Origin of the sequence: Algihabitans sp., assembly GCF_965226985.1 — a bacterium.
GTDB lineage: Bacteria > Pseudomonadota > Alphaproteobacteria > Kiloniellales > DSM-21159 > Algihabitans.
Genome location: NZ_OZ245712.1, coordinates 3,845,775 through 3,870,649, shown reverse-complemented (window position 1 = coordinate 3,870,649; position 24,875 = coordinate 3,845,775). Strand labels below are relative to the sequence as shown.

The following is a 24,875-nucleotide window of genomic DNA, read 5'->3' as shown; positions in this document are numbered from 1 at the left end:
TCTCACGCATCCACGGTGGCCGGAGGCTCCCAAGCGGCAACGAAGGCGGAGGCGTCCGGGCGCTTTTTCTCGCGCCGTTCCTCGCTGGGCGTGCCGACGTAGAGAAAGCCCAGAAGGGTGTCCTTATCCTCGAGGCCGAAAGCCCGCTTAACATGCGGGTCGAGGGTGGGGGCGCCAGACAGGAAAACGGCGCCGTAGCCCAGCGCCTCTAGTGCCAGCAAGATGTTCTGAGCGGCCATGCCCGCCGTGATCACCTGTTCGACGGGCGGCACCTTGGGGTGATCGGGCATCACCTTCGCCATTACGGCGATGATCAAGGGGCTGCGCAGCGGTTTAGCCGCTAGGGCCGTCAGATCTTCTTGTGTCGCGTCGGGCTTGCGACGCTTCAGGCCCTCGGCGAAGACAGCGCCCAGTTCCTCGCGCGCGGAGCCGCGAATCGTTCGGAAGCGGTAGGGCCGAATCGCCCCGTGGTCGGGCGCCCGGACCGCAGTGGCGAAGACCGGTTCCAACTCCGCATCGCTTGGCGCTGGCTCGACCAGAGTCGTCGCCTTGGTCGACTGCCGGCGCAGAAGCGCCTCCATGATCGGCTCCATGCTCTTCTCCACTTCTCGTTTTCGCCCCTCGCCCTTTTGACTGCTAGCTCTTTGGTTCCTCTTTGCCCGGCTCGCCGGCGGCCGCCATGCCGCTCATCTGAGCCCAGAAGGCCTTTTGCATCTGATCCCAGGACTGCAGGCCGGCCGGAAGAACGCCTTGCATCCAGGTCTGCATCAGCTGTTCGGGGTCCATCGCCTGCAGACCTGCCAGCATGCGGTTCTGCAGTTCCTCCATGACGGCCGTCTGCATCGGTGTGACGTCCGGCAGACCAAGGAAGCGGCGTGCCTCGTCCGGGGTGCAGTCGACGTCGACGTGGATCTTCATGGCGCGCTTTCCCTTAGTCCGCGTGGGGTTGAGGCCGCCCCCAGCTGACCCTCATATAGAATGCAGCAGCGATCAGCGCTATCCCAACCATCCCGGCGGAGGCGCGCTGCAGGGGAGCACCGCCGATGCCTGACAGCCAAGCCAGCAGCAACCGTCTCGTCGCCGAAACGAGCCCCTACCTTCTGCAGCATGCAGACAATCCCGTCGATTGGTATCCCTGGGGCGAGGCCGCTTTCGCCAAGGCCAAGGCCGACGGTAAGCCGATCCTGCTGTCGGTCGGCTATGCCGCCTGTCACTGGTGCCATGTGATGGCGCATGAATCTTTCGAAAGTGGCGATATCGCCGGCCTGATGAACCGGCTGTTCGTCAACGTGAAGGTGGATCGCGAGGAGCGGCCGGACGTCGATCAGATCTATCAACAGGCCTTGGCTCTGATGAACCAGCAGGGTGGCTGGCCGCTGACCATGTTCCTGACACCCGAGGGCGCGCCTTTCTGGGGCGGCACCTACTTCCCGCCCTATGCGCGTTGGGGACGCCCGGGGTTCTCCGAGATTCTGGAGCGAATCGCCGCAGTCTACGAGGAAAAGCCGGAGGATATCGACAAGAACGTCGTGGCCCTCAAGGAGGCGCTCGGCAAGCTGTCGCGGCCGGAGACCGGTGGCCAGGTGCTGCCCGAGGCGGGCCTGCAGGCGGCGCAGCGCCTCGCACGCCAAATCGACCCCTTCCACGGCGGCTTGGGGGATGCGCCGAAGTTCCCGCAGCCTGCGATCCTGAAACTTCTGTGGCAAGGGTGGCTGCGCAGTGGCCAGGCGCCTTTGCGCCAGGGCGTCGAACTGACCCTGCTGCATATGAGCCAAGGCGGTATCTACGACCACCTGGGCGGCGGCTATGCGCGCTACGCGACCGATGAAGCCTGGCTCGTGCCGCACTTCGAGAAGATGCTCTACGACAACGCACAGATTCTCGATCTGCTCACCTGGGGCGCTCAGGATGCGAGCGAAGCTTGGAAGCAGGATCTCTTCGCGCAGCGAGCTCGCGAGACAGTCGGTTGGTTGCTGCGTGAGATGTTGGCCCCGACCCTGCCCGACGGGCCGGCGGCCGGTGCCTTTGCCGCCACCTACGATGCCGATAGCGAGGGCGAAGAAGGTAAGTTCTACGTCTGGGATGCTGACGAGATAAGGGATGCACTCGGAGCCGAGGCCTCTCTCTTCGCGAAGTGGTACGACATCACCGACGAAGGGAACTGGGAAGGCAAGACGATTCTCAATCGCTTGCAACGGTTGGAGCTTGGTGATGCTGCGACGGAAGCAAAGCTCGCCGAGCAGCGCGCGACGCTCTTCGAACGTCGCCGGCACAGAGCTTGGCCCAGTTGGGACGATAAGGTCCTTGCCGACTGGAACGGCTTGATGATCGCCGCCCTGGCGCGGGCGGCGCCGGTCTTCGGCGAGGACAACTGGTTGACCGCCGCGGAGCGGGCCTTCGCGTTCGTCGTCGAGGAGATGCAGGAAGACGGTCGGCTGCGCCACTCCTGGCGGCACGGCCGGCTGAAGCACCCGGCGACGCTGGATGACTATGCCTTCATGACCGACGCCGCACTGGCGCTGTTCGAGGCCACTGGCAAGCGGCTCTACTTGAAGCAGGCGGAGGCTTGGGTCGCAATCCTAGACAACCATTATTGGGACCCGGAAACCGGTGGGTATTTCCTGACCGCCGACGATACCGAGGGCCTGCTGGTTCGGCCGAAGCACGCGCACGACAATGCAACGCCGTCCGGCAACGGCGTGATCCTCCAAGCTCTGGCCCGGCTGTGGCATCTGACCGGTGAGACAGCCTATCGGGATCGTGCCGAGGCGACGATCAGGGCCTTCTCCGGTGAGCTTTCACGGCTCTTCTCCGCGATGGCGAGTTTTCTGCTCGGCAGCGAGCTGCTTCTCGATAGCCTACAACTTGTTGTGGTTGGTGATCATGATGACCCCAATATGCAGGCATTATTGAGCGGCCGCTGGCAGGTATCCGCCCCGACGTTGGTGTTGCAGACATTGGCGCCCGATGCGGAGTTACCGCGACATCACCCAGCCTATGGGAAAGGTCAGATCGACGGGCGGCCGACCGCCTACTTCTGCCGCGGAACGACCTGTTCTCTCCCGATCGTGGAGCCGCAACAGCTCAAGGACGCCATCAAGGCGGCCAGAGGATGATCACAGACGGCATGTTTTCTTGAGATGACCGCGTCCATGGTCATCGAGTCGCCGGTGGGAATGCTGACCCTGACCGAGCGCGACGGCGCGCTGATCAGCTTAACCTGGGGTGCCGGTCGGTCGTCTGACGCCACAGACTTGCTGAGACGTGCGGCACAAGATATTGAGGCTTACTTCTCAGGCGACCTCAATATATTCGATTTACCACTGGCACCGCAGGGAACCGACTTTCAGAAACGGGTTTATCGGGCGATGCAGGCCATTCCCTTCGGCGCCACGCGGAGCTACGGCGATCTTGCCGCTGACTTGGGTTCGGCGGCTCGCGCGGTGGGCGGCGCTTGCGGCTCCAACCCGATTCCAATCGTCATTCCCTGCCATCGCGTCGTCGCGGCGAGCGGCCGGCTGGGCGGGTTTTCCGGCGGTCAGGGCGCTAGTACCAAGACCTGGTTGCTCCGCCATGAGGATGCCCAAGGATTAGATACCCACGGCATGCAGCAGTTTTCCTTGCTGTGAGCGGATCTGTGCCGGCGCGGCAAGGGTTTAGGCTCTGCCAGCGGCCATGACAGCCGGTCGATGCCCGGCTAAGTTGGTGCACTAACGCGTGAGTGCTCGGCGGCCCGCGCGTGTGCCCAGAGCGTGTGCCCAGGGCGCGTGCTTCGTGCCGAAGTCGGAAAACTCGGGGATCACAGAAAAGGGGAGGCAAGTCTTGGCGGAACTCTCGATAACGGCCGCGGACGGCGGGACCTTCGGTGCTTACTTGGCCATCCCGGCCAAGACACCGGCACCGGCACTGGTCGTCATTCAGGAGATCTTCGGCGTCAATCAGGTGATGCGCGATCTCTGCGACTGGTTTGCCGAACAAGGCTACATCGCAGCCAGTCCCGACATCTTCTGGCGCCTTGAACCGGGCGTCGATCTGACCGACAAGACCGAGGCCGAATGGCAGAAGGCCTTTGCCCTGATGAAGGACTTCGACGTCGATCAAGGGATCGAGGATCTGAAGGCCACGCTCTCGGCACTTCGGTCGCATGAGGCAACCACCGGAAAGGTCGGCACAGTCGGCTATTGTCTGGGAGGTCGCCTCGCCTTTCTGATGGGGACCCGATCCGACGCGGAGGCCAACGTCAGCTACTACGGCGTCGGGCTCGAGGGGCTGCTTGGCGAGCTCCCGCAGGTCAGCAGTCCGCTGCTGCTGCACATCGCCAGCGAGGACCAGTTCGTTCCGAAGGAAGCTCAGGAACAGATCTTGGCAGGCGTCGCCGACCAGCCCCTGGTGACCGCCCATGTCTATCAAGGCAACGACCATGCCTTCGCGCGGTTTGGTGGTGCGCACTATGACGCGGCGGCCGCAGAGACCGCCAACCAGCGCAGCCTCGCCCTCTTTGCAGAGACCCTAGCGTGAGCTTTTGTCAACATCGTGTGGTCGATACAGTCAATAACCACATGATGTTGATTTCTTTGCTGTCTAAAACAAACCCGATATGAAGGAAGGCCTGAGAGCATGACCCACGCGATCCGCATCGAGCGGGCCGGCGGCCCTGACGAGCTTCGCTGGACGGACGTCGAGGTCGGCGCGCCAGCCGAGGGTGAAGTCCGTCTCGCGCAGACGGCGGTCGGCCTCAATTTCATCGACGTCTACCATCGCACCGGTCTCTATCCCCTGGAGCTTCCCACTGGGCTCGGTCTGGAGGCGGCCGCACGGGTCGAGGCGGTGGGCCCTGGCGTGACGGACCTGAAGGAAGGCGACCGGGTCGCCTATGCCAGCGCACCGATCGGCGCCTACGCCGAGGCGCGGCTGATGCCGGCAGACCGTCTGGTGAAGCTACCGGAGCAGATCGACGATTCCACTGCGGCGGCCATGATGCTCCAGGGCATGACGGTTCAGTATCTGATCCGCCGGACTTACCGCGTCAAAGCTGGCGAGACAGTGCTTCTGCATGCCGCCGCCGGGGGCGTCGGTCTGATTGCCTGCCAATGGCTCAAGGAGTTGGGTGCCACCGTCATCGGCACGGTCGGCAGCGATCAAAAGGCGGAACTGGCAAAGGCACATGGTTGCGACCATCCCATCGTCTATACGCGCGAGAACTTCGTCGAGCGGGTCAAGGAGATCACCGACGGCGCCGGTGTGCCGGTCGTCTACGACTCGGTCGGAAAGGATACCTGGGACGGATCGCTCGACTGCCTGGCGCCGCTCGGTCTCATGGTGTCCTTCGGTAACGCTTCCGGTCCGGTTCCGCCCGTCAACCTCGGTGTTCTCTCGGCCAAGGGCTCGCTCTTCGTCACCAGGCCAACCCTGATGACCTATATCGCCAAGCGGGCCGACCTCGTTGCCAGCGCCAACGAGCTGTTCGAAGTCGTGCGTTCGGGCGCCGTCAAGATCGAGGTCAACCAAAGCTATCCTCTGGCGGAGGCCGCTCAGGCCCATCGCGACCTGGAAGCTCGCAAAACCACCGGAAGTACAATCCTGACCGTTTAGGTTTTCATGTCGTCCTTGCCGCCTCAGCCTGCTCTGGCAGGCTGACTCCGCTCGCAGAGCAGCATCACTTGAAGCCGCATCGTTTCGGCAGTTTTCAAAGACAATTCTTTGGAAATGAACGCTAGAGTGTCTCGATGCTGCGGACTGCCGTCAGGCCCGTGCCGATTCCATCTCGCGGACCTCGGTGTCGTTCGGCGAAGAGGAATTGCGACCGGAGAGCGCCGCCGCCACGCCGCGCGATACGGTCGCTTCGCAGTGCGCTGCCAAGGCCTTGCGGCTTCCGAAATCGTCCAGGCTCACCGGATCGTGGAATTCGATCACCACGGTCAGATCGCCCATGCCTAATGCCTGCGGGATGTGGCTGCCGAGATCCATGTCTCCGTACCAGGCAAAGAAAGGGCGCAGATAGCGACCGATCGGCACGCCATCCAGCCGCGTGTAGGCGATGGAGACAGGTTGAACGGGGAGCGGCCGGCCATGGGGACGCCGTTCCGCAACCGAAAAGAGCGCGGACTTGAAGGGCAACACGAAGGTTCCGTCCGCACTGGTGCCTTCGGGAAACAGGACCAGATCGTCTCCGTCTTCGAGACGCTGCATCATCTCGTCGCGATGAGCGCCGGTCGAGCCGCGCCGGCGATCGACGAAGACGGAGCGCTGGAGTTTCGCCAGAAGTCCGAAACCGGGCCAGTCGGCAATCTCCGACTTTGCCACGAAGGAGCACTGCAAGACTGCGCCGAGAGCCGTGATATCCAGGTAGGACGCGTGGTTCGCGGCGTAGAGTGTCGGGTGCGCCGTCGAAGGGCGTCCAAGAACTTCGATCTCGATACCGAGGATCTTGGTGACTCTCCGGTGATACCAGCGCGGTACGCGTTTTTGCAGACCCAGGCCGAATTTCAGCATCACCCACTGCAGCGGCACCGCAATCAGCGTCAAAAGGACGAAAAGACCGATACGCCGAACCGCGAGGATGTAGGATCCGGGATAATCCACCGCCTGCGTCCTCTAGGAGTCCGTCTGCCGTTCACGGGTGAGATGGCGCCTATAACGGTCTGTGACCATGTCCGTCTTGACCACGACGCAGACGTCTGTGGTGCCGAAGTCGGAGTCTATGACGGCCCCGTCGCCGACGAAGCCGCCGAGCCGCAGATATCCTTTGATCAAGGGCGGTAGCGCCTGCAAGGCAGCCTTGGTGTCGAGGGACTCCGGCGGCAAGCAGTCCATGCCGACCCGCAGCTCAGGACGGGCACGCGGTCGCAGCGCCGGCGGTGCCAGATGGTGGTGATAGAGGTAGGTCAGCTGCTCCGAGACTTCGCTCGGCTCCACGGTGGGCAGGCTGGCGCAGCCAAACATCAGATCAACGCCGAAGTGCATCACGTAGTCGGTAATGCCGCGCCAGACGAGCTGCATGTTGGCCCCGGCCCGATAGTCGGCATGCACGCAGGAACGGCCCAGCTCCATCACTTCGCCCTGATAGGCTTCCAAGGGCCCGATGTCGTATTCGGTCGCCGTATAGAATCCGCCGGCGCGCTCAGCGGCCTCCCTTCGCATGAAGCGATAGGTAGCGATCACTTTGCCTGGCGGAGAGCCGACATCGGTATCGAAAACCAGAAGGTGATCGCAGAAGGGGTCGAAGCGATCGAACTCGCGCTTCTCCATCTCGCGTTCCGGCGTGGGCTGAGCCGCCATCTCCTCGACGAAGACCTGGTAGCGCAGGGCCTGTGACGCGGCCACCTCTTCCGGAGTTTCGGCCAGCCGCAGGTGAAAGTTGCGTGAACGGATATCGACCGGGCGCCCGTCATAAGTCGTCGGGGCCGCCGGCACGGCACTCACGATGTCGGTTCTCCAGGCGCCTCGTCCGGATTGGGGCGCCCGATCTTGACACCGTAGAGTTCCAGCCTGTGATCGATCAGCCGATAGCCGAGGCGCTTGGCGATCGCCTCCTGCAGTCGCTCGATCTCCTCATCGACGAACTCGATCACCTGGCCGCTGTTCATATCGATCAGGTGGTCGTGATGCTCCGCAGGCGCTTCCTCGTAGCGGGCGCGCCCGTCGCCGAAATCATGCCGGGTTAGGATGTTGGCTTCCTCGAACAGCTTGACGGTCCGGTAGACGGTCGCGATCGAGATGCGCGGATCGAGTTTGGTCGCGCGTCGGTAGACTTGCTCGACATCAGGATGGTCATCTGCTTCCGAGAGCACGCGTGCGATTGTCCGGCGCTGCTCGGTCATCTTCAGCCCTTTGTCGTTGCAGAGCTTTTCGATTCGATCCGCCATGGCTCTTCGATCCATCCCCCATTGGGTTTTCTTCACTGAGCCCCACGCGCTGGTCACGCGGGGCCGTTTCCCGTCTCTGCACTATAGGAATAGCAGAACGGCGTCGCCAGCCATCAGGCTCGCAACGCCGTTCAATCGAGCTTTACGGAGGGGCGGCCGGCGGTCGGCCCTGCCTTTAGCCGCGACGGGCGCGCGTACCCAGGCCGATTTCCTTGGCCAGCTTACTGCGCTGCTTGGCGTAGTTCGGCGCGACCATGGGATAGTCCGCGGCCAGGCCCCATTTCTCTCGGTATTCTTCCGGCGTCATGTCGTAGGCGGTCTTCAGATGCCGCTTCAGCATCTTCAGCTGCTTGCCGTCCTCCAAGCAAACGATGTAGTCCGGCGTAATCGATTTCTTGATAGGGACAGCCGGAACTGGCTTTTCGGCTTCTTTCTCCGCATGACCGCCAACGCTGGAGAGCGTCGTATACACGTCACGGATGAGATGCGGCAGATCGGCAACTGCCACAGAGTTGTTCTGGACGTGAGCGGCTACGATATTGGCGGTTAGTGAGAGAAGCTCGCTTGGTTTAGCCTGTTCTGACATGGCGTATGTTTGCTCCATAAGTAAGGATTCGCGTTCATATATCGCCCTTCATTGAGACATGCAATGATCATTATTTTAGATGAAGAAATTCTCTCCGCATCGCTTTTAAGGAATCTATCAAGGTGAAATTGCAACGAAAAAGAACCCATGTACCGTAAGGATTCATTCATCCGTTAGCATGACTTCGAGCAAAAGTGCATCAGTTTTCATGCCGCCGGGGCGCCGGTAGTAAGCGCGGCGCCGTCCCACCTCACAAAAACCAAGACCTTTGTAAAGTGCGCGGGCGGCCGCATTATCTTCCGCGACTTCAAGAAAAAGCCGATGGGCACCGGCCTTTGGAAAGGTGTCCATGGCTCTCGCCAGAAGCGTTTGGGCCACATGCCGCCGCCGCGCCGGCGGGCGGACGCAGAGCGTCAGGATCTCAGCCTCGTCCGCCATGACGCGCCACAGCAGCAAGCCCAGGGGATCCATGTTCGCCTGCACAAGCAGCCCGCCCGTGTTCGGCAAAGCCAAGAGTTCCCCGAACGAGCGAGCCGACCAAGGGTCCTCGGGAAAGCTCTCGCGGTGCAGCTGTTCCAGAACTGGCAGATCGAGCGCGGACAGGCTCCGAAGCACGACGGTCACACCGCGTCTCCGGGTCCATCCTCGTTTGCGCCGGTGGTTTCAGACATCTTTGGCCCGAGCGGTTCAGACCCCCGTGTCGTAGATCCCGACGGCGTCGGCAGCGTCACATCCGGCGGTCGCAGATAAAGCGGCCGGACGGGCGGCAGCTTTTCACGGTCCGCGCCGTCTGCCAGCGAGAGCAGCCAACGGGCGTCGAGACCAGCAGCCTCGGCAGGAACCAGAACACTCCGACCTGCAGCTTGCAAGCTATCGACGGCGGCTGCGGCGCCGTCCCCGCAGAGCAGAAGGCGCCCGGCCGGCAGCAGGTCGTCCAGCTGCGCCGGCTCGGCGGCAAAGGGGTCCCCTATTGGCTCGCTACCGCGCTTGTCTCTTCCGAGCGTCGCGATCTGGACGAAGAGATCCCGCCGTTTGGAATCGACCAGGGCGACGATATGCCGGCCCTCAGCCTGGGCGACAGGCACGCTAGCCATTGCGAGTTCGAAGGTCGTCGCGGCAAACACCGGTTGGCCCCCCGCCAGAGCCAAGCCACGCGCCGCCGCAAGACCGATACGCAGGCCGGTGAAACTCCCGGGGCCTCGCGTCACGGCGATCATGTCCAGATCGGCATAGTTCAGACCGGCTTCGCTCAAGACCTCCTGGATCAGCCCGAACAGTCGCTCGCCGTGACCGCGCAGTCGCCTTTCCCGGCGGGCTGCTAGAACCTCCCCACCCCGACCGAGCGCGACGGACAGCTCTCGACCCGCGCAATCGAAGGCGAGAACGATCCGTCCAGTCATCTTTGCTTCGCGAGTCAGAGGATCTGGCAAAAGTCGTCGAAATCGGGTCGCGGACTGCGCTCGTGCAGTTTCTCGGGATCGCCGTAGCCGAGATTGCACAGGAAGTTCGATTTGATCGAGGTCTCCGCAAAGAACTCGGCGTCGACGCCGGCGTTGTCGAACCCCGACATCGGACCGACATCCAGACCCAACGCCCGGGCTGCGATCATGAGATAGGCCCCCTGAAGAGAGCCATTGCGAAACGCGGTGTCGGCGATTTTCGCATCGTCTCCGGTGAACCAGGAGCGCGCATCGGTGTGAGGAAACAGCCGTGGCAGCTCCTCGTAGAATTCCAGGTCGTGGCCGACGATCGCCGTCACCGGTGCCGCCATGGTCTTGTCCCGGTTGCCCTCCGAGAGATGCGGTTTGAGGCGGGCCTTGGCTTCAGGGGTCGTGACGAAGAGCAAGCGCATCGGTTGGCAATTCGCACTGGTCGGCGCCATCTTCGCGAGGTCATAGATGGCCTGAAGCAAGACGGTGCTGACCGGTTCGTCGCGCCAAGCGTTATGGGTTCGCGCATTGCGGAACAGTCGGTCCAAACTATCGTCGCTCAAGATATCCGTCACGTTGTGCGTCTCCGTTCCGCGGTGTCCCGAATCTACGTGAAGCCAGCCTTACACCGGTCACGCAACCGGCTCCAGACTAGAGCAGCGCGCGAGCCGCCGAAACCACTTCGCGGGCTCTTCCGAGTTGGGGCTGCGTTTGTAAATCAGGCGCTTACAGCGGTCTCCTGCGAAGGTCTTTCCGGGCCGGTAAACCCGCCGGGGCCGTACCGCGCTTGCTGAATGCTGCTTCCCCTGATCGAAGACCCGGTGTCTTCCATGCTTGCCGGTCCCGGTTCCAGATGGCTAAATCGCAATGGTCGAAGGTCTGGCTTCGCTGTGCCGGAAGGAAGCGGAGCAGCCGTCTTTGGGGGCGAAGGAAACTGTGTCGGCTTTTGCTGTGACTTCCCGTCGGGCGTTGGCAGTGAAAGTCCGCCGTCCATCCTGCGCGAGCCGTTTGGCGCTCTCTTTGCGTCGGCGCATCCTGGCGATCGGCCTGGGAGTCGCCGTCGGGCTCGGGGGCTTCGCCGTTGACGCCGTTGGGCCGCTTGCGGCGGCTCCTTTCGCGCCAGATCGGGTCGACCAAGGGGCTGTCGTGCTGGTCTATCACCGCTTCGGCGAGAGCGACTATCCCTCCACCAACATCACTCTGGAGCAGTTCGAGGCGCATTTGGCGATCCTCACGTCCGGACGCTACCAGGTTCTGCCGCTGCCCGAGATCGTCGCCGCCATGGCCGAAGGTCGGCCTCTGCCGCCGCATACGGTCGGGATCTCCATAGACGACGCTTACCTCTCGGTCTGGACCGAGGCTTGGCCGCGTCTCAAGGCTGCGGGACTGCCGTTCACGCTGTTCGTCGCAACCGACACGGTCGACCGCGAGACTCCGCGTACCATGACTTGGTCGCAGCTTCGTGAGCTTGCGGCATCGCCGCTGGTCACCATCGGCAGCCAGACGGCCAGTCATCCGCACATGCCCGAGCAAACGGCGGAGCGGAACCGCCAGGAGATCATGCGCTCGCATGCCCGTTTCGAGCGGGAGCTCGGCGGGCGGCCAGAGCTGTTCGCCTATCCCTACGGCGAGTTCTCCTTGGCGGTCCGTGATCTGATCGCGGCGGAAGGATTCTTCGCTGCCTTCGGACAGCATTCCGGCGCGATCGGCCAGACCAGCGATCCCTATCGTCTGCCGCGTTTCGCGCTCAACGAGGCCTACGGTACGCCTGAACGCTTCAGCCTCGTGGTGGAGACCTTGCCGTTGCCGGCGCTCGACATCACGCCCGAGGACCCCCTGATCGGGTCCGCCAACAACCCGCCGGCCTACGGCTTCACGGTGCCGCAGTCGGTGGGCTCTCTCGACGGGCTGCAGTGCTATGCCGGCCGAGGTAACGAAGCGCGGCTGCAGCGCCTCGACCGGCGCGTCGAGGTGCGCTTCGTCGCCCCGCTGCAGCCTGGGCGCACGCGGATCAACTGCACCATGCCCGGACCGGACGACCGCTGGCGCTGGCTGGGCCGTCAATTCTATCTGCCGGGGCAGTAAAGCAGGATCGCCTTGGGTGGGGTCTCTTTGGCGATCCCACTGCGGCCGCAAAACGAACCTCAACAGAACCTAGCGCGCCTCCGCTTGCAAAGCCGGCAGGCGTCGTCCACGCTTTCCGTCATGCCTCATGCCGCCGCGTCAGTCGCGCCGCTCGCCTTGCCGATGGCAGGCCAGGGCGCACCGCCCAGCCCTTCTCCGGCCCCGCCGACGGTCCGGACCGCAACGCTGATCGGCAGCGGGGCCGTCCTCATCTGGTCGACGGCGGCGAGTTTCGCGGTGCTCGGAAGCGCCGTTCCGCCGCTGGTTTTTCTCGCCGGCGCCTTCGCCTCCGGCTTTCTCGCGTTCGTCGCTGCCCGCCTACTCCGCGGTCAATCGCCGCTGGAGATGCTGGCCGTGCCGCTGCCGGTTCTCTGCCTGATGGTCGTCGGGTTCCTCGGGCACAATGGGCTCTACGTAACGGCGTTGCGCTATGCGCCTGCCGCGCAAGTCAACCTGATCTCCTATCTTTGGCCTCTGCTGATGGTCGCCCTGCTCGGTCTTCTAGGGATCGCGCGTCCGACCGCTTTGCAGCTTCTCGGCAGCCTTCTCGGCTTTGCGGGACTGGCCTGGTTCGTCTCGCCCGGGTTTGCTGCGGACGGAGCGGGCAACAGTCTGTTCGGCTACCTCCTGGCCTTTTTCGCCGCCTGTTGCTTCGCCCTCTACAGCGCTCTGCGGGCCCGACTCCCTGGCGGGCCGCCGGACGCCGCCGGCGCCGCCTGCGGCGTGGCGGCCCTGGTCGCCGCAGGTCTGCATTTGCTGATCGGGGCTCCGGGAGCGCCGGACGCCCTGCTCCAGGTCGAGCCCCTGGCTATTCTGGCGATGGTCCTGATCGGGATCGGACCGATGGGGTTGGCGAATCTGCTGTGGGACTACGGCGTTCGCTTCGGCGATGGTCGGGTGCTCTCTACCCTGGCCTACCTGACGCCACTGCTTTCGACCTTGCTGCTGATGGTGCTCGGTCTCGCAGTCCTCACGTCTCAGGTCCTGATTGGTGGCGGTCTGATTCTGGGCGGCATCGCGCTTGCGGCGCTGGGTGCGCGCAGGAGCTAGAGGGACCGAAACCGAGATTTCTCGACCCTATACCTTTTGACCGCTCTTTCCCGGGCTTCTAACATCGCGGCCCGCCAACCAAGACCGCGCCGGCGTCATCCCTCACCTTGCCCGAGCGCGGCGCACACCAAGGGTAAGGACGTCCTCCGACCATGACAGAGACCAAGGCGCTGACAACGGCGCAGGAAGCGCTCGACTTCCATTCCTCCGGCCGGCCCGGCAAGTTCGAGATCGCGCCGACCAAGCCCGTTACCACACAGCGCGATTTGTCACTCGCCTATTCGCCCGGCGTCGCCGAGCCCTGCAAGCGCATCCACGAGGACCCTAGCCTCGCCTACGACTATACGATCCGCGGCAATCTGGTCGCGGTCATCTCCAACGGAACGGCCGTCCTCGGCCTCGGCAATCTGGGCGCCCTCGCCTCCAAGCCCGTGATGGAAGGCAAGGCCGTTCTGTTCAAGCGCTTCGCCGATGTCGACTCCATCGACCTGGAAGTCTCGACGGAAGATGTGGACGAGTTCGTGAACTGCGTGCGCTTTCTCGGCCCCTCCTTCGGCGGCATCAACCTCGAGGACATCAAGGCACCCGAGTGTTTCATGATCGAGGAGCGCCTTAAGGAGCTGCTGGATATTCCAGTGTTTCATGACGATCAGCACGGAACCGCGATCATCGCGGCGGCCGGCATGATCAACGCCTTGCATCTGACGGGCCGCGAGATGGCCGCGACCCGAGTGGTGATCAATGGCGCGGGTGCGGCCGGCGTCGCCTGTGCCGAGTTGGTCAAGGCGATGGGCGTGAAGCCGGAAAACGTGCTGCTCTGCGACACCAAGGGCGTGATCTACCGTGGCCGCACGACCGGCATGAACCAATGGAAATCGGCGCATGCGGTCGAGACCGAGGCGCGCAGCCTCGCAGATGCCCTGGAGGGTGCGGACATCTTCCTTGGCCTCTCGGTAAAGGGGGCGGTGACCCAGGAGATGGTGGAGAAGATGGGGGAGAAGCCGATCCTCTTCGCCATGGCCAATCCCGATCCCGAGATCACGCCCGAGGAGGTCAAGGCCGTTCGGCCCGATGCCATCATGGCGACCGGACGCTCGGACCATCCGAACCAGGTCAACAACGTTCTGGGTTTTCCCTACATCTTTCGTGGCGCGTTGGACGTCAGGGCGACGACCATCAACATGGAGATGAAGATCGCGGCCGCCGAAGCTCTGGCCAAGCTGGCGCGCGAGGATGTGCCGGACGAGGTGGATCGCGCCTACCGTGGCCGCCGTTTGCGCTACGGGCCCGACTACATCATTCCGGCCCCTTTCGATCCCCGGCTGATCGTCGAGGTGCCCAAGGCGGTCGCTCGGGCCGCGATGGACAGCGGTGTGGCGCGCAGTCCGATCGAGGACTTCGAGGACTACGACCATCAGCTCTCGGCCCGGCTCGATCCCACGACCGCCAGCCTTCAGCGGATCTTCGACAAGGTTCGCGAGCAGCCGCAGCGTGTCGTCTTCGCCGAAGGTGAGGAAGAGAAGACGATCCGTGCCGCCTACGCCTTCCTGAACTCCGGCTACGGGACTCCGGTGCTGATCGGCCGTCAGGGGCAGATCGAAGAGGCTGCGGCCGCCATCGGCCTGCCTGCCGACTTCTGTGAGATCGTCAACGCAGGTGTCTCCAACCACCGGGAGCGCTACACGGAGTTTCTCTATAATCGGCTGAAGCGCAGAGGCCTGCTGTTTCGCGACTGCGTTCGGATGGTCAATCAGAACCGCAACGTCTTCGCGGCCTGCATGGTCGCCTGTGGTGAAGCCGATGCCATGGTGACCGGTCTCACCCGTGCCTTCAACGTCAACTTCGAGGATATCAGCCGGGCGCTTGACCCCAAGCCGGGGTGTCGCGTGTTCGGTCTCAATATCATCGTCAACCGCGGCCGATCGGTCTTCGTCTCAGATACTCAGGTACATGAGCTGCCGAGCCCGGAGGAACTGGCGGACATCGCCATGCAGACCGCCGCTGCCGCCCGCCTCATGGGGCATGAGCCGCGCGTCGCGCTGCTGTCTTTCTCGAATTTCGGGAATCCGCCGCGCGAGAAGGCCGTGCGGGTGCGCGAGGCCATCGACGTGCTTGATCGCCGTGCGGCCGGCGGGGCGGGCGTCGACTTCGAGTACGACGGAGAGATGCAAGCCAATGTGGCGCTGAACTACGAATTGATGCAGGAGCTCTACCCCTTCTGCCGTCTTTCCGGTCCGGCCAACGTGTTGATCATGCCCGCCCTCCACTCGGCCCATATCGCCACCCGCCTGGTGCAGGAGATGGGCGGCGGCGAAGTGATCGGTCCCTTGCTGATGGGGGTCGCCAAGCCCGCCCAGATCGTGCAGATGGGCGCCACCGTCAACGATCTCGTCACGGCCGCGGCGCTGGCGGGCTACGAGGCCATCACCGGCCGAACTCTCTGACCGGGATAAACTCTCTAACGCGTCACTCCCGGCCCGCCCGGTTCGGGATCCAGGAGCTGCAGCAGTCCTTCGATCCGTTCGGCCGGCAGTCCACCGATCCGCTCGGCCAGCAGGTTGGCAAGCAATGTCGCCTCCGCACTGAGACCGGCCGTGTCGACCACCACGCGGGGGTGTGAAAGATCGGCGAGGCGCTGCAGATCCTCCGCGTCGTCCCAGATGATGCCGAAGTACTGGCAGACCTGGTGGACGAAGCGTCTGTTCGGCCGTCCCCGCTTTCCGTGCTCCAGGGCGGAAAGGTAGGCCGGGCTGACGCCGAGAGCCGAAGCCATGTCCTTGGCGGCGACTTTGTGCTGCCGGCGGAGCCGACGCAGACATTCACCGAAGGGGGTCATCGGGGACCGAAGAGGGCCATGAGGCTGGAACTCCCGTAACTCGAATGAACTCGATCACGGTTTATTCACTGGGTCATGGAAAGTCGAGAGGCACGTGTCGACCTGCTCGGCTTCGCGCTTCAGACCTGCCGTGCTAGCTGCCTGCCCTGCTCCAACCGTAACGTGAGTCGACGGTTCACCTATTGGGTGCCAGCAACTCTGTCTCCGTCAAACACGATCGCGCTTGCGTCGGAGCAACAGGTAGATCGCGCCGCTGCCGCCGTGTTCCGGCCGGGCGAAGTCGAAGGCCAGAACCTTATCTCGCAAAGGCGCGGCGTTCAGCCAGAGCGGAACCTTCTGGCGCAGGACGCCGCCGCTCTCCCCACGCAATCCCTTTCCGGTGACGACCAGAAGGCAACGCCGCCCGGCCCCATGGTGCGCGGTGACGAAACCGATAAGAGCCCGGTGGGCGTCGTCTTGCCGATGGCCGTGCAAGTCGAGAGTTGCCTCGATTGGCAGTTTGCCGCGACGCAGCCGGCCTGCGGTTCGACCGTCTACGCCCGCGGTCTCGCCGTGCGACAGAACGGGCTGTCTGTTGGTTGCGGCGTCTCGCTTCTCCGTCCTAGTCGGCGTGAGGCTGCGCCGAACGGTTTTCAGCTTGGGGGACGGCTTCGCTGCGATCGGGCCGGTGGAGATGTCTATGACCGCACTTGCCGTCTTTGGGCGAAAACGGACTTTACGCCGCTCGAGCGGTTTGACGGTCTCGGCGACCTTGCGCCAGAGCGCGAGGTCGTCGTCCTTGCTCACTCGACCGCATCTTCGACCAGCAGGATGTGCAGGCGCCGGGGACCGTGGGCGCCGAGCTGGATCGTCTGCTCGATATCGCCGGTCCGCGACGGGCCGGTAATCAGATTGACGGTTCGGGGCACGGTGGCCCCATCCCGGGCTGCGCGCAGCCGATCCCAGGCATCCTCGTAAGCGCCGACGACCTGACTGGCCTTGAGGACGACGATATGATTTTCCGGCAGGAAGTTCAGGGTGGTCGGACCCTCGGGTCCGGAATGCAGCATCAGGGTCCCGGTCTCGGCGATCCCCGCGAAGGCCGCCGTCAGGGAGGTCACGTCTTCCGGTTCCGCCTTGCCGCTGGCCACGGTCAGAAGGGGCGCGCTATCGGTCCAGGGCAGGGCCGTGAGCTGCGGTTCCGGCGCAAGTCGGAGAGATCCGGGCAGATTGTGGTCTTTCAGATAGTCGGCCACGGCCTGGGGAACCTCTTCCAGGGACTCCAGGCGTCTCACGGTGGCGTTCACGGTTTCCGCCTGTTCCTGGAACAGATCGACCTGCCCAGCCGAGTCCCGGTCGCTGCGGGCCGGTCGAATGCCGCGCGGATGCGCCGCGATCCGGGCCTTGGCCGCTGCCCTGTCCGTCGTAGCGTGTCCGAGGGACCGGCGGACGGCCCCGAGAACTGCGTCACGCCCTGCGCTCATGCGGCCTTCTCCCTGGCGGCAGGGTCGCCCTTCTGCCGCTCGGCCCAAAGGGACATGAAGGTCTGGCCCTCCGGCGCTGGCAGGTCGCGATGGGCGGTCCAGCCGCCGGCCAGAGGCACGGAGGCGAAGCGCCCGCGTTTGCCCGCGACCCTGGCCAGTAGCTTTGCTTTCAGACCGGTTGCGAAACGATAGAGCGCCGGCCGGCGTGCAACGAAGGTCCAGGCCCTCAGGCCGATCCGCATGGCCGGTGGAGAGAGGTGTTTCTCGAACTCCCGCTCGCGCCAGTGGCGCATCATCTTGGGCAGCGGTATGCGCATCGGGCAGACGGCCTCGCAGCGCCCGCAGAAGGTCGAGGCATTGGGCAGATGGCCGGCTTCGTCGACGCCGATCAGCGAGGGCGTCAGGACGGCCCCCATCGGTCCCGGATAGACCCAGCCGTAGGCGTGACCGCCGACAGAGTGATAGACAGGGCAGTGATTCATGCAGGCACCGCACCGAATGCAGCGCAGCATGTCCTGAAATTCCCCGCCCAACATCTGCGAGCGTCCGTTGTCGAGCAGAATGACGTGATACTGCTCGGGACCGTCGGGGTCCTCGGCCTGTCGCGGGCCGGTGGAAAAGGTGGTGTAGGTGGAAAACTCCTGTCCGGTCGCGGAGCGGGCGAGGACACGCAGGATGGCGCTGGCGTCTTCCAGTGTCGGCACGATCTTCTCGATCGAGGCCACGACGATATGAACCTTCGGCAGGCTCTGAGTCAGGTCGCCGTTGCCCTCGTTGGTGACGATGATCGAGGTGCCGGTTTCGGCGACCAGGAAGTTGGCGCCGGTGATTCCGACATCGGCGTCCAGATATTTCTGGCGCAGCACGGCACGTGCCTCGGCGACGAGCTGTTGCGGCTCTTCGAGCTGACGGTCCGACGGGAGATCGCTGTGGGCGGCTCGGAAGTCGGTCGCCACTTGCTCCTTATTGAGGTGGATGGCCGGCGCGATGATGTGACTGGGCGGTTCCTTCCGAAGCTGAATGATGTACTCGCCCAGATCCGTCTCAATCGGTTCGAGCCCGTTGGCCTCCAGATGATCGTTCAGAGCCAGTTCCTCGGCGATCATCGATTTGCCCTTGGTCACCGTCTTGGCGCCGACGGACTGACAGATCTCCACCACAGCCTTGCGAGCGTCGTCGGCGGTCGGGCACCAGTGAACCTTCCCTCCCGTGGCTTCGACCTGCTCGGCATAAAGCTCCAGGTAGGCGTCCAGGTTCTCCAGGGTGTGGTCCTTGATCTCCTTTGCCTGGTCGCGCAGCGCGTCGAACTCGGGCAGTTTCGCCGCCGCCTTCGCGCGTTTGGCGATGAAGCCTTCCTTCATGTTGTCGAGCGCGCGTCTAAGCTGCTCGTCGTTCAGCGCCCGGTGGGCGTTGTCCTTGAAGTTCCGGCTTGTAGCCTGCATGGCGCTAGTCCTTCCCTTCCCCGATGGCCGGACCGTCGGTCATGCCGGCCAGCACCTCGGCGACATGTCGCGTCTGAGTCTTGGCGCCGCGTCGTTTCAGCTTCCCGGCCATGTTGAGCAGACAGCCCAGGTCTCCGGCAAGCAGCAGGTCCGCGCCGCTGTTCTCGATATCCTCCGCCTTGGTATCGACCATCTGGTTGGAGACTTCGGGATACTTCACGCAGAAGGTTCCGCCGAAACCGCAACAGACCTCGGGTTCCTGGAGCTCGACCAAGCGAAGCCCGGTCAGTCCGCGCAACAGAGCGCGCGGCTGTTCCTTGACCTTGAGCTCGCGCAGCCCGGAGCAAGAGTCATGATAGGTCACGCTGCCGGCAAAGTGCCCAGCCAGTCCATCGACCTTCAGGACATCGGTCAGGAAGGAGATCAATTCGTAAGTGCGCTCTCCCAGCTTCGCCGCGGGCGCGGCGAGCTTGGGGTCCTTCTCGAAAAGCGCCGGATAGTGCTTGCGCAGCATCCCGGCACAGGAGCCGGAGGGCACGACCACGTAATCGTAGTCTGCGAAGGCGGCGATGACCTGACGGGCAATGGCCTTGGTGTCGGCTCGGTCGCCGGAATTGTAAGCTGGCTGTCCGCAGCAGGTCTGGGCATGAGGAACCTCGACCCTGCAACCTGCCTGCTCCAGCAGCTTCACCGCCGCGAAACCGACGGTTGGGCGGAAAAAATCCACCAGACAGGTGACGAAGAGCGCAACTCTTGGGCCGGTTTTTCCGGCCTCGGGCGCAGCATCGGACATAGCGCGATTTCTCCCAAGGGCTGGATTGCGAGAATGGTATGACCAATTTCAAAAGGCAAGGCGCTACACCGGTTTGCGCTGCCTCCGCCGCGTCTTCCCGGCCGCATCTCGGCGCTGCTGGTCTGTTGCCAGGCGTCGCCGCGATTGTGTAATGGGCCTGTGTTATGGTGCGGACTTTGAAGATGACCGGCGGCAGGACTCTGTGCCGGCGGGGCATAACGGCAGGCTGGGGATCTGCTAAAAGCGGGACTGCGGCCGATGCGCGGTAAATCGATTTTGCGACGGCGTTTACCGGTGGCGACCCTCCTGCTGGCCGGACCGGGTATCTTCTGTCTGTTCGGTCTTGCGATCCTGGGCCGTCTCGATTTGCAGACCGCCGCGATCGGCTCCGGCTTGGTCGCACTGGCGGTTTTCGCGATCCTCTATCCGCACTTCGCCCACGTGAAGGCGCTCGCCGGCTACATCGAAGCCTTGAAGTCGGCCGGAACGAACGACGCGCCCTTGCCCCGTCCGCCGCGCGGATCTTCGCCGGTTCTGGCGCCGGAACTGGATGAATCGCTGGTCGACACCGCACGCGAACGCCAGCGGCGCCGCCGCGAGCTGGAGGCGGCGATCGCCGGAAACGAATCCATTCTGTCCAACCTGCCGGATCCCTTGATCATGCTCGATCGCAATCGGCGGATCGTCAGGGCTAACCCGGCGACCGAGGATCTCTTCGGCACCGGTCTGATGGGGCGCGATCTAGTCGGTGTCCTGCGTAACCCTGCCTTGCTCGACGCCGCCGACGCGGCCGTCGGACAGGGCGAGAACCGGGTCGTCGAGTTCTCGTTGCACGGCGACATCGAACGATACTTCTCGGCGCGCCTGGTGCCGCTGCGCACTCCGGCGCTCGACGGGACCGTAGCCATTCTGTCGCTTCACGATCTGACCGGCATTCGACGCGCCGAGCGGATGCGCGCGGACTTCGTTGCCAATGCCAGCCACGAACTGCGCACGCCGCTTTCGAGCCTGATCGGCTTTATCGAGACGCTCTCCGGCCCGGCGCGAGACGATCGGGAGGCGCAGCATCGCTTCCTGGGCATCATGCACGAGCAGGCCTTGCGCATGGCGCGTCTGGTGGACGATCTGCTCAGCCTTTCGCGGATTGAGATGCAGGAGCACACGCCCCCGACGACCGCTGCCGATTTGGGTGATGTGCTGGAGTCTGTCGCCCGCGCGCTCGAACTGAAGGCACGTGCGAAGGTCGTCGAGATCCGCCTGGACGTCGAGGGCGCGCCAGCCGTGATCGGCGAAGCCGACGAGTTGGCGCAGGTCTTCCAGAATCTGCTCGACAACGCCATCAAGTACGGCCGTAAGGGTGGCCAGGTTCGCGTCAGCGCGCGTCTTCCGGATCCCCAGCAGGATCCTGCGGCGCGGCGTATGGGCCGGCCGGCGGTGGCGATCGCCGTTATCGACGACGGTGAAGGGATCCCTCGGGAACATCTGCCGCGCCTGACGGAGCGCTTCTACCGTGTCGATACGGCGAGATCGCGGGAACTGGGCGGCACCGGTCTGGGGCTTGCGATCGTGAAGCACATCGTGAACCGGCACCGCGGCCAACTGACGATCGAGAGCGAAGCCGGTCGGGGGACGACCTTCACCGTCTATCTGCAGCGCGCAGGCGAGTCCGAAGGTCGCGACGGGCAAGACGAGGAAACGTCGTCGCATACGGCCGTTCGGACGCCTCAGCCGGCCCAAAGCGCCGGCGCCGCCGGTGAGGCGCGTCCGCGTCGCGCCGTTTAGGCGGCGCTCTCGCAGCGGCTGGCCCGCGTCGTCCACAGCCGGCCTTCGGTGTCATCTAAGCGTAATAATATCGTAGTAATTCCTACCTCGCCGCTGGATAGGGTCCGCCTTGCCTGGCGCTCGGGAGGCGTCGGTCCTTTGCGTGCCTCACTACGGCCCAACACAGCCAAGCGGAGACTTCCTGTGATCAAGCACACGCTCGCCTTCGCGGCTGCTGCAGCAATGGCGCTTGCCGCCACCTCGGCTGCGGCCCAGTCGCGCGACCAAATCCGCATCGTCGGTTCGTCGACGGTGTTCCCCTTCTCGACTGCAGTCGCGGAGCAGTTCGGCAACAACACCGATTTCCCGACTCCCGTCGTCGAGTCGACCGGCTCGGGCGGTGGTCTGAAGCTGTTCTGCGCCGGCGTCGGCGTGGGTCATCCGGACATCACCAACGCCTCGCGCCGGATCAAGTCGTCCGAGTACGAGGATTGCACCTCGAACGGCATCACCATCACCGAGGTGCGTGTCGGCTTCGACGGTATCGTGCTGGCCAACTCCAAGGACCATTCGCGCTACGAGCTGACCAAAGACCAGGTCTTCCGGGCCCTGGCCAAGAACGTCGTGGTCAACGGTGAGTCCGTCGCCAATCCGAACAACCTCTGGTCCGACATCGATCCGTCGCTGCCGGCCGAGCGGATCGAGGTGCTGGGCCCGCCGCCGACCTCCGGCACCCGCGATGCCTTCGTCGAGTTGATGATGGAGACCGGTTGCGAAGAGGCCGGCATGGCCGATACGCTGGGTGATGACGCTTGCGCCGAAATCCGTGAGGACGGTGCTTACGTCGAGGCCGGCGAGAACGACAACCTGATCGTTCAGAAGCTGCAGGCAAACCCGGTCGCTCTGGGCATCTTCGGTTTCTCCTTCCTCGACCAGAACCGCGATGCCATCCAGGGCTCCCTGATCAATGGCGTCGATCCGACTTTCGACAATATCGCCGCTGGTGACTACGGCGTGTCTCGCTCGCTGTACTTCTACGTGAAGAACGAGCACGTCGGTGTGATCCCTGGGATCGAAGAATACATCGCCGAGTTCACCTCGGACGACTCTTGGGGCCCCGACGGCTACCTGGCCGATCGTGGTCTGATCCCCTTGCCCGAGGATGATCGTGCCGAAATGCAGCAGCAGGCGCGCGGTCTTCAGAAGCTGACCATGTAGCTTCCGACCCTCGACTAAGGTTCGATGTCCGGCGGTCGGTGACAGACAGATCCGACCGCCGGCTCGGCCTCGAAAAGCCAGAACTATATTTTGCGAAGTTCCTTCTTTTGAAAATTACCAAATAGAACGGCTAGCTTTGCAAGCCGAGATCACGAGAAGAGATGCAGTCCAGGTCGGGCCCAGGTCGGGCATAGAAGAGCGGGCGTGAAAGTACTTCGAAGCCGCTTCGAGTAGGGCGTCACAGGTAAGACAGGATCGCGGGGCACAGTGCTCCGGCTGGCCTCCGCGGGCGGCGAACTGTTCGAAAAACGCGGTTGGGGACGCGTGGAACTATGGGTATTTCGGTCGTTCTCTTGGTCATGCTGGGTCTGACGGTCGCCGGCTATCTGCTCGGCACGCGGCAGGCCTATGCTGTGACCGGCAACAGGCCCCAGCAACTCCATTCGCTGCCCAGCTATCATGGCCTCTATCTGGCATCCTGGGTGTTGCTGCCTGCCCTGGTGGTGATGGTGCTCTGGTTGATCGCCGAGCCGCATGTCGCGGAGATGCGGCTGATCGCCAATCTGCCCGACGAATTCTCCCAGCGCAGTGTCGATGAGCAGCGACTCCTGATCGGAGATATCGAAGCGCGTGCGCTCGGGGGTATCGTCTCCGGCGCCCTGGACCCGATCTATCAGACTGCGGGCCAGGTCTATGCCGAGACCCTGGCCGCGAGCCGTTGGCTGATGATCGCCGTGATGGTGGCTCTGATGGCCGGTGGCGGCCTTCTTGCGCTGCGGCGGGTTCAGCCAGACATGCGCGCGCGCAACAAAGTCGAACGGACTGCTTCGATCATCATGATCGTCGCCTCGACAATCGCGATCATGACCACGATCGGGATCATTTTTTCCCTGCTCTTCGAAACCGGTCGCTTCTTCAGCAAGGTGCCGATCACGGAATTCCTCTTCGGCACCCAATGGTCACCTCAGATCGCCTTGCGTGCCGACCAGGTCGGATCGTCGGGTGCCTTCGGCGCCATTCCCCTGTTTGCCGGAACACTGCTGATCACGCTGATCGCTATGTGCGTCGCGGTGCCGATCGGTCTCTTCAGCGCGATCTACATGTCCGAGTATGCGGGGAAGAAGCTGCGCTCCTCGGCTAAGCCCGTGCTGGAGATCCTGGCCGGCGTTCCGACCGTGGTCTACGGCTTCTTCGCGGCGCTGACCGTCGCGCCCTTCTTTCGGAATACCGGTGAATCCATCGGCCTGACTGTCTCGTCCGAGTCCGCCTTGGCCGCCGGAATCGTCATGGGAATCATGATCATCCCCTTCGTCTCCTCCCTGTCCGACGACGTGATGAACGCCGTTCCGCAGTCCCTGCGCGATGGCGCCTACGCGCTGGGGGCGACCAAGGCGGAGACGGTGCGCCAGGTCATTTTACCGGCCGCGCTTCCGGGCATCGTGGGCTCGGTGCTGCTGGCGGTCAGCCGTGCCGTCGGCGAGACGATGATCGTCGTGATGGCGGCGGGTCTGGCCGCCAATCTCACCGCCAATCCGCTCGAGGCGGTGACGACGGTGACGGTTCAGATCGTCACGCTGCTGGTCGGCGACCAGGAGTTCGACAGCGCCAAGACTCTGGCCGCCTTCGCCCTCGGTCTCACGCTCTTCTTCGTGACGCTCTGCCTCAACGTCATCGCCCTCCATGTCGTCCGCAAGTACCGAGAGAAGTATGACTGACGCGACCGCACCCTCCGAAGGCATCGCGATCCGCCGGCCGGATCTCTCTCCGGCCCGGGTTCGCAAGCGCTACGCCGCCGAGACGCGCTTCAAGACCTATGGGCGTCTGGCGATCGCGGCGGCCGTGATCATGCTGGGCATTCTGCTCTTCTCGATCGTCGGGCGTGGCTGGACAGCCTTCTTTCAGACCCAGATCGGGCTGGACGTCTTCCTGGATCCGAACGAGATCCAGATCGAACGCAATGCTGATGGCGAGATCATCGACGTCGACGGCGAGTTCCGCAGTCTTGTGAACGATGCGCTCTTCGCGCTCTTTCCGAACGTCGAGGATCGGACGGAACGGCGCGCGCTGCGCAATCTCGTGACCCGAGACGCCTCTTTCGAGCTTCAGGCGGCCGTCGAGGAAAATCCGGATCTGATCGACCAGACGGTCAGGGTTTGGATTACCTCCTCCGACGACATCGACACCTATGTGAAGGGCCAGATCACGCCGATCGAAACCTTCGAGGTCGTCGGTATCGCCACGCCGACCGGTACGTCCGGTGAGATCGAGGTTCTAACCGGCGCCAACGATTTCGCGAACATCTCAAAT

24 protein-coding genes and 1 pseudogene are annotated in these 24,875 nt (G+C 63.7%); 11 read left to right on the top strand and 14 right to left on the bottom strand.

What is annotated here, in order from left to right; translation table 11 throughout:
* Positions 1-2: 2 nt before the first annotated feature.
* Positions 3-593 (bottom strand): nitroreductase family protein, encoded by a 591-nt coding sequence (locus ACO054_RS17730; RefSeq protein WP_421707913.1) that lies wholly within the window; start codon positions 591-593, stop codon positions 3-5.
* A 43-nt stretch (positions 594-636) separates the two neighbouring features.
* A complete protein-coding gene (locus tag ACO054_RS17725; RefSeq protein ID WP_421707912.1) occupies positions 637-918 on the bottom strand; it encodes a DUF6489 family protein in 282 nt (93 codons plus the stop codon).
* Positions 919-1,043: 125 nt separating this feature from the next.
* Here ACO054_RS17725 and ACO054_RS17720 point away from each other — a divergent pair, with 125 nt between their 5' ends.
* The 4 genes from ACO054_RS17720 (at position 1,044) to ACO054_RS17705 (ending at position 5,592) form a co-directional block, all read left to right on the top strand.
* On the top strand, positions 1,044-3,116 hold the full coding sequence (locus tag ACO054_RS17720) for a thioredoxin domain-containing protein (protein ID WP_421707911.1): 2,073 nt from the start codon (positions 1,044-1,046) through the stop codon (positions 3,114-3,116).
* A gap of 24 nt (positions 3,117-3,140) precedes the next feature.
* Positions 3,141-3,629: a methylated-DNA--[protein]-cysteine S-methyltransferase gene (locus ACO054_RS17715; RefSeq protein WP_421707910.1), complete on the top strand. Its 489-nt coding sequence runs from the start codon at positions 3,141-3,143 to the stop codon at positions 3,627-3,629.
* A 193-nt stretch (positions 3,630-3,822) separates the two neighbouring features.
* A complete protein-coding gene (locus ACO054_RS17710; RefSeq protein WP_421707909.1) occupies positions 3,823-4,518 on the top strand; it encodes a dienelactone hydrolase family protein in 696 nt (231 codons plus the stop codon).
* A gap of 99 nt (positions 4,519-4,617) precedes the next feature.
* Positions 4,618-5,592: a quinone oxidoreductase family protein gene (locus ACO054_RS17705; protein WP_421707908.1), complete on the top strand. Its 975-nt coding sequence runs from the start codon at positions 4,618-4,620 to the stop codon at positions 5,590-5,592.
* A gap of 150 nt (positions 5,593-5,742) precedes the next feature.
* On the opposite strand, the gene ACO054_RS17700 is transcribed toward ACO054_RS17705, so the two are convergent.
* The 7 genes from ACO054_RS17700 to ACO054_RS17670 form a co-directional block, all read right to left on the bottom strand.
* Positions 5,743-6,582, bottom strand: a complete 840-nt coding sequence (locus ACO054_RS17700; RefSeq protein ID WP_421707907.1) for a lysophospholipid acyltransferase family protein — start codon at positions 6,580-6,582, stop codon at positions 5,743-5,745.
* A 12-nt stretch (positions 6,583-6,594) separates the two neighbouring features.
* Complete coding sequence (locus ACO054_RS17695; RefSeq protein ID WP_421707906.1) at positions 6,595-7,422, bottom strand: GNAT family N-acetyltransferase; 828 nt, start codon at positions 7,420-7,422, stop codon at positions 6,595-6,597.
* Positions 7,419-7,865 carry a Fur family transcriptional regulator gene (locus ACO054_RS17690; protein WP_421707905.1) on the bottom strand — a complete coding sequence of 149 codons (447 nt, stop codon included), beginning with the start codon at positions 7,863-7,865 and terminating at the stop codon, positions 7,419-7,421. Before ACO054_RS17690 ends, ACO054_RS17695 begins: the two co-directional genes overlap by 4 nt.
* A gap of 175 nt (positions 7,866-8,040) precedes the next feature.
* Positions 8,041-8,451 (bottom strand): MucR family transcriptional regulator, encoded by a 411-nt coding sequence (locus ACO054_RS17685; protein ID WP_421707904.1) that lies wholly within the window; start codon positions 8,449-8,451, stop codon positions 8,041-8,043.
* Positions 8,452-8,613: 162 nt separating this feature from the next.
* Positions 8,614-9,075 (bottom strand): ribosomal protein S18-alanine N-acetyltransferase, encoded by a 462-nt coding sequence (gene rimI / locus ACO054_RS17680; RefSeq protein ID WP_421707903.1) that lies wholly within the window; start codon positions 9,073-9,075, stop codon positions 8,614-8,616.
* Positions 9,072-9,851 (bottom strand): tRNA (adenosine(37)-N6)-threonylcarbamoyltransferase complex dimerization subunit type 1 TsaB, encoded by a 780-nt coding sequence (gene tsaB, locus ACO054_RS17675; protein WP_421707902.1) that lies wholly within the window; start codon positions 9,849-9,851, stop codon positions 9,072-9,074. Before tsaB ends, rimI begins: the two co-directional genes overlap by 4 nt.
* Before the next feature lie 14 nt (positions 9,852-9,865).
* A complete protein-coding gene (locus tag ACO054_RS17670) occupies positions 9,866-10,456 on the bottom strand; it encodes a malonic semialdehyde reductase (protein WP_421707901.1) in 591 nt (196 codons plus the stop codon).
* A 433-nt stretch (positions 10,457-10,889) separates the two neighbouring features.
* On the opposite strand from ACO054_RS17670, the gene ACO054_RS17665 reads away from it, so the two are divergent.
* The 3 genes from ACO054_RS17665 (at position 10,890) to ACO054_RS17655 (ending at position 15,499) form a co-directional block, all read left to right on the top strand.
* Positions 10,890-11,966 (top strand): polysaccharide deacetylase family protein, encoded by a 1,077-nt coding sequence (locus ACO054_RS17665; protein WP_421707900.1) that lies wholly within the window; start codon positions 10,890-10,892, stop codon positions 11,964-11,966.
* Positions 11,967-12,086: 120 nt separating this feature from the next.
* Entirely contained in the window at positions 12,087-13,055 is a 969-nt protein-coding gene (locus ACO054_RS17660) for a DMT family transporter (RefSeq protein ID WP_421707899.1), read from the top strand.
* Between the two features lie 152 nt (positions 13,056-13,207).
* Positions 13,208-15,499, top strand: a complete 2,292-nt coding sequence (locus ACO054_RS17655; RefSeq protein WP_421707898.1) for an NADP-dependent malic enzyme — start codon at positions 13,208-13,210, stop codon at positions 15,497-15,499.
* A gap of 14 nt (positions 15,500-15,513) precedes the next feature.
* Here ACO054_RS17655 and ACO054_RS17650 read toward each other — a convergent pair whose 3' ends face one another.
* The 5 genes from ACO054_RS17650 to ACO054_RS17630 all read right to left on the bottom strand — a co-directional run bounded on the left by ACO054_RS17650 (position 15,514) and on the right by ACO054_RS17630 (position 19,589).
* On the bottom strand, positions 15,514-15,891 hold the full coding sequence (locus ACO054_RS17650) for a helix-turn-helix domain-containing protein (RefSeq protein WP_421707897.1): 378 nt from the start codon (positions 15,889-15,891) through the stop codon (positions 15,514-15,516).
* Between the two features lie 207 nt (positions 15,892-16,098).
* On the bottom strand, positions 16,099-16,677 hold the full coding sequence (locus ACO054_RS17645; protein ID WP_421707896.1) for a Smr/MutS family protein: 579 nt from the start codon (positions 16,675-16,677) through the stop codon (positions 16,099-16,101).
* Complete coding sequence (locus ACO054_RS17640; RefSeq protein ID WP_421707895.1) at positions 16,674-17,354, bottom strand: LutC/YkgG family protein; 681 nt, start codon at positions 17,352-17,354, stop codon at positions 16,674-16,676. The genes ACO054_RS17645 and ACO054_RS17640 overlap by 4 nt, the downstream gene beginning before the upstream one ends.
* Entirely contained in the window at positions 17,351-18,796 is a 1,446-nt protein-coding gene (locus tag ACO054_RS17635; protein ID WP_421707894.1) for a LutB/LldF family L-lactate oxidation iron-sulfur protein, read from the bottom strand. The genes ACO054_RS17640 and ACO054_RS17635 overlap by 4 nt, the downstream gene beginning before the upstream one ends.
* A gap of 4 nt (positions 18,797-18,800) precedes the next feature.
* A complete protein-coding gene (locus ACO054_RS17630; RefSeq protein WP_421707893.1) occupies positions 18,801-19,589 on the bottom strand; it encodes a (Fe-S)-binding protein in 789 nt (262 codons plus the stop codon).
* A 294-nt stretch (positions 19,590-19,883) separates the two neighbouring features.
* On the opposite strand from ACO054_RS17630, the gene ACO054_RS17625 reads away from it, so the two are divergent.
* The 4 genes and pseudogenes from ACO054_RS17625 to ACO054_RS17610 all read left to right on the top strand — a co-directional run.
* On the top strand, positions 19,884-21,371 hold the full coding sequence (locus tag ACO054_RS17625) for an ATP-binding protein (protein WP_421707892.1): 1,488 nt from the start codon (positions 19,884-19,886) through the stop codon (positions 21,369-21,371).
* Between the two features lie 183 nt (positions 21,372-21,554).
* Positions 21,555-22,568, top strand: coding sequence for a substrate-binding domain-containing protein (locus tag ACO054_RS17620; protein ID WP_421707891.1), 1,014 nt, complete (start codon positions 21,555-21,557; stop codon positions 22,566-22,568).
* 332 nt (positions 22,569-22,900) lie between these two features.
* Positions 22,901-24,283: a phosphate ABC transporter permease subunit PstC gene (gene pstC, locus ACO054_RS17615; protein ID WP_421707890.1), complete on the top strand. Its 1,383-nt coding sequence runs from the start codon at positions 22,901-22,903 to the stop codon at positions 24,281-24,283.
* Positions 24,249-24,761: pseudogene (locus ACO054_RS17610) on the top strand (DUF3333 domain-containing protein); the annotation flags it as partial. The gene pstC and the pseudogene ACO054_RS17610, both read left to right, overlap by 35 nt.
* Positions 24,762-24,875: the final 114 nt, after the last annotated feature.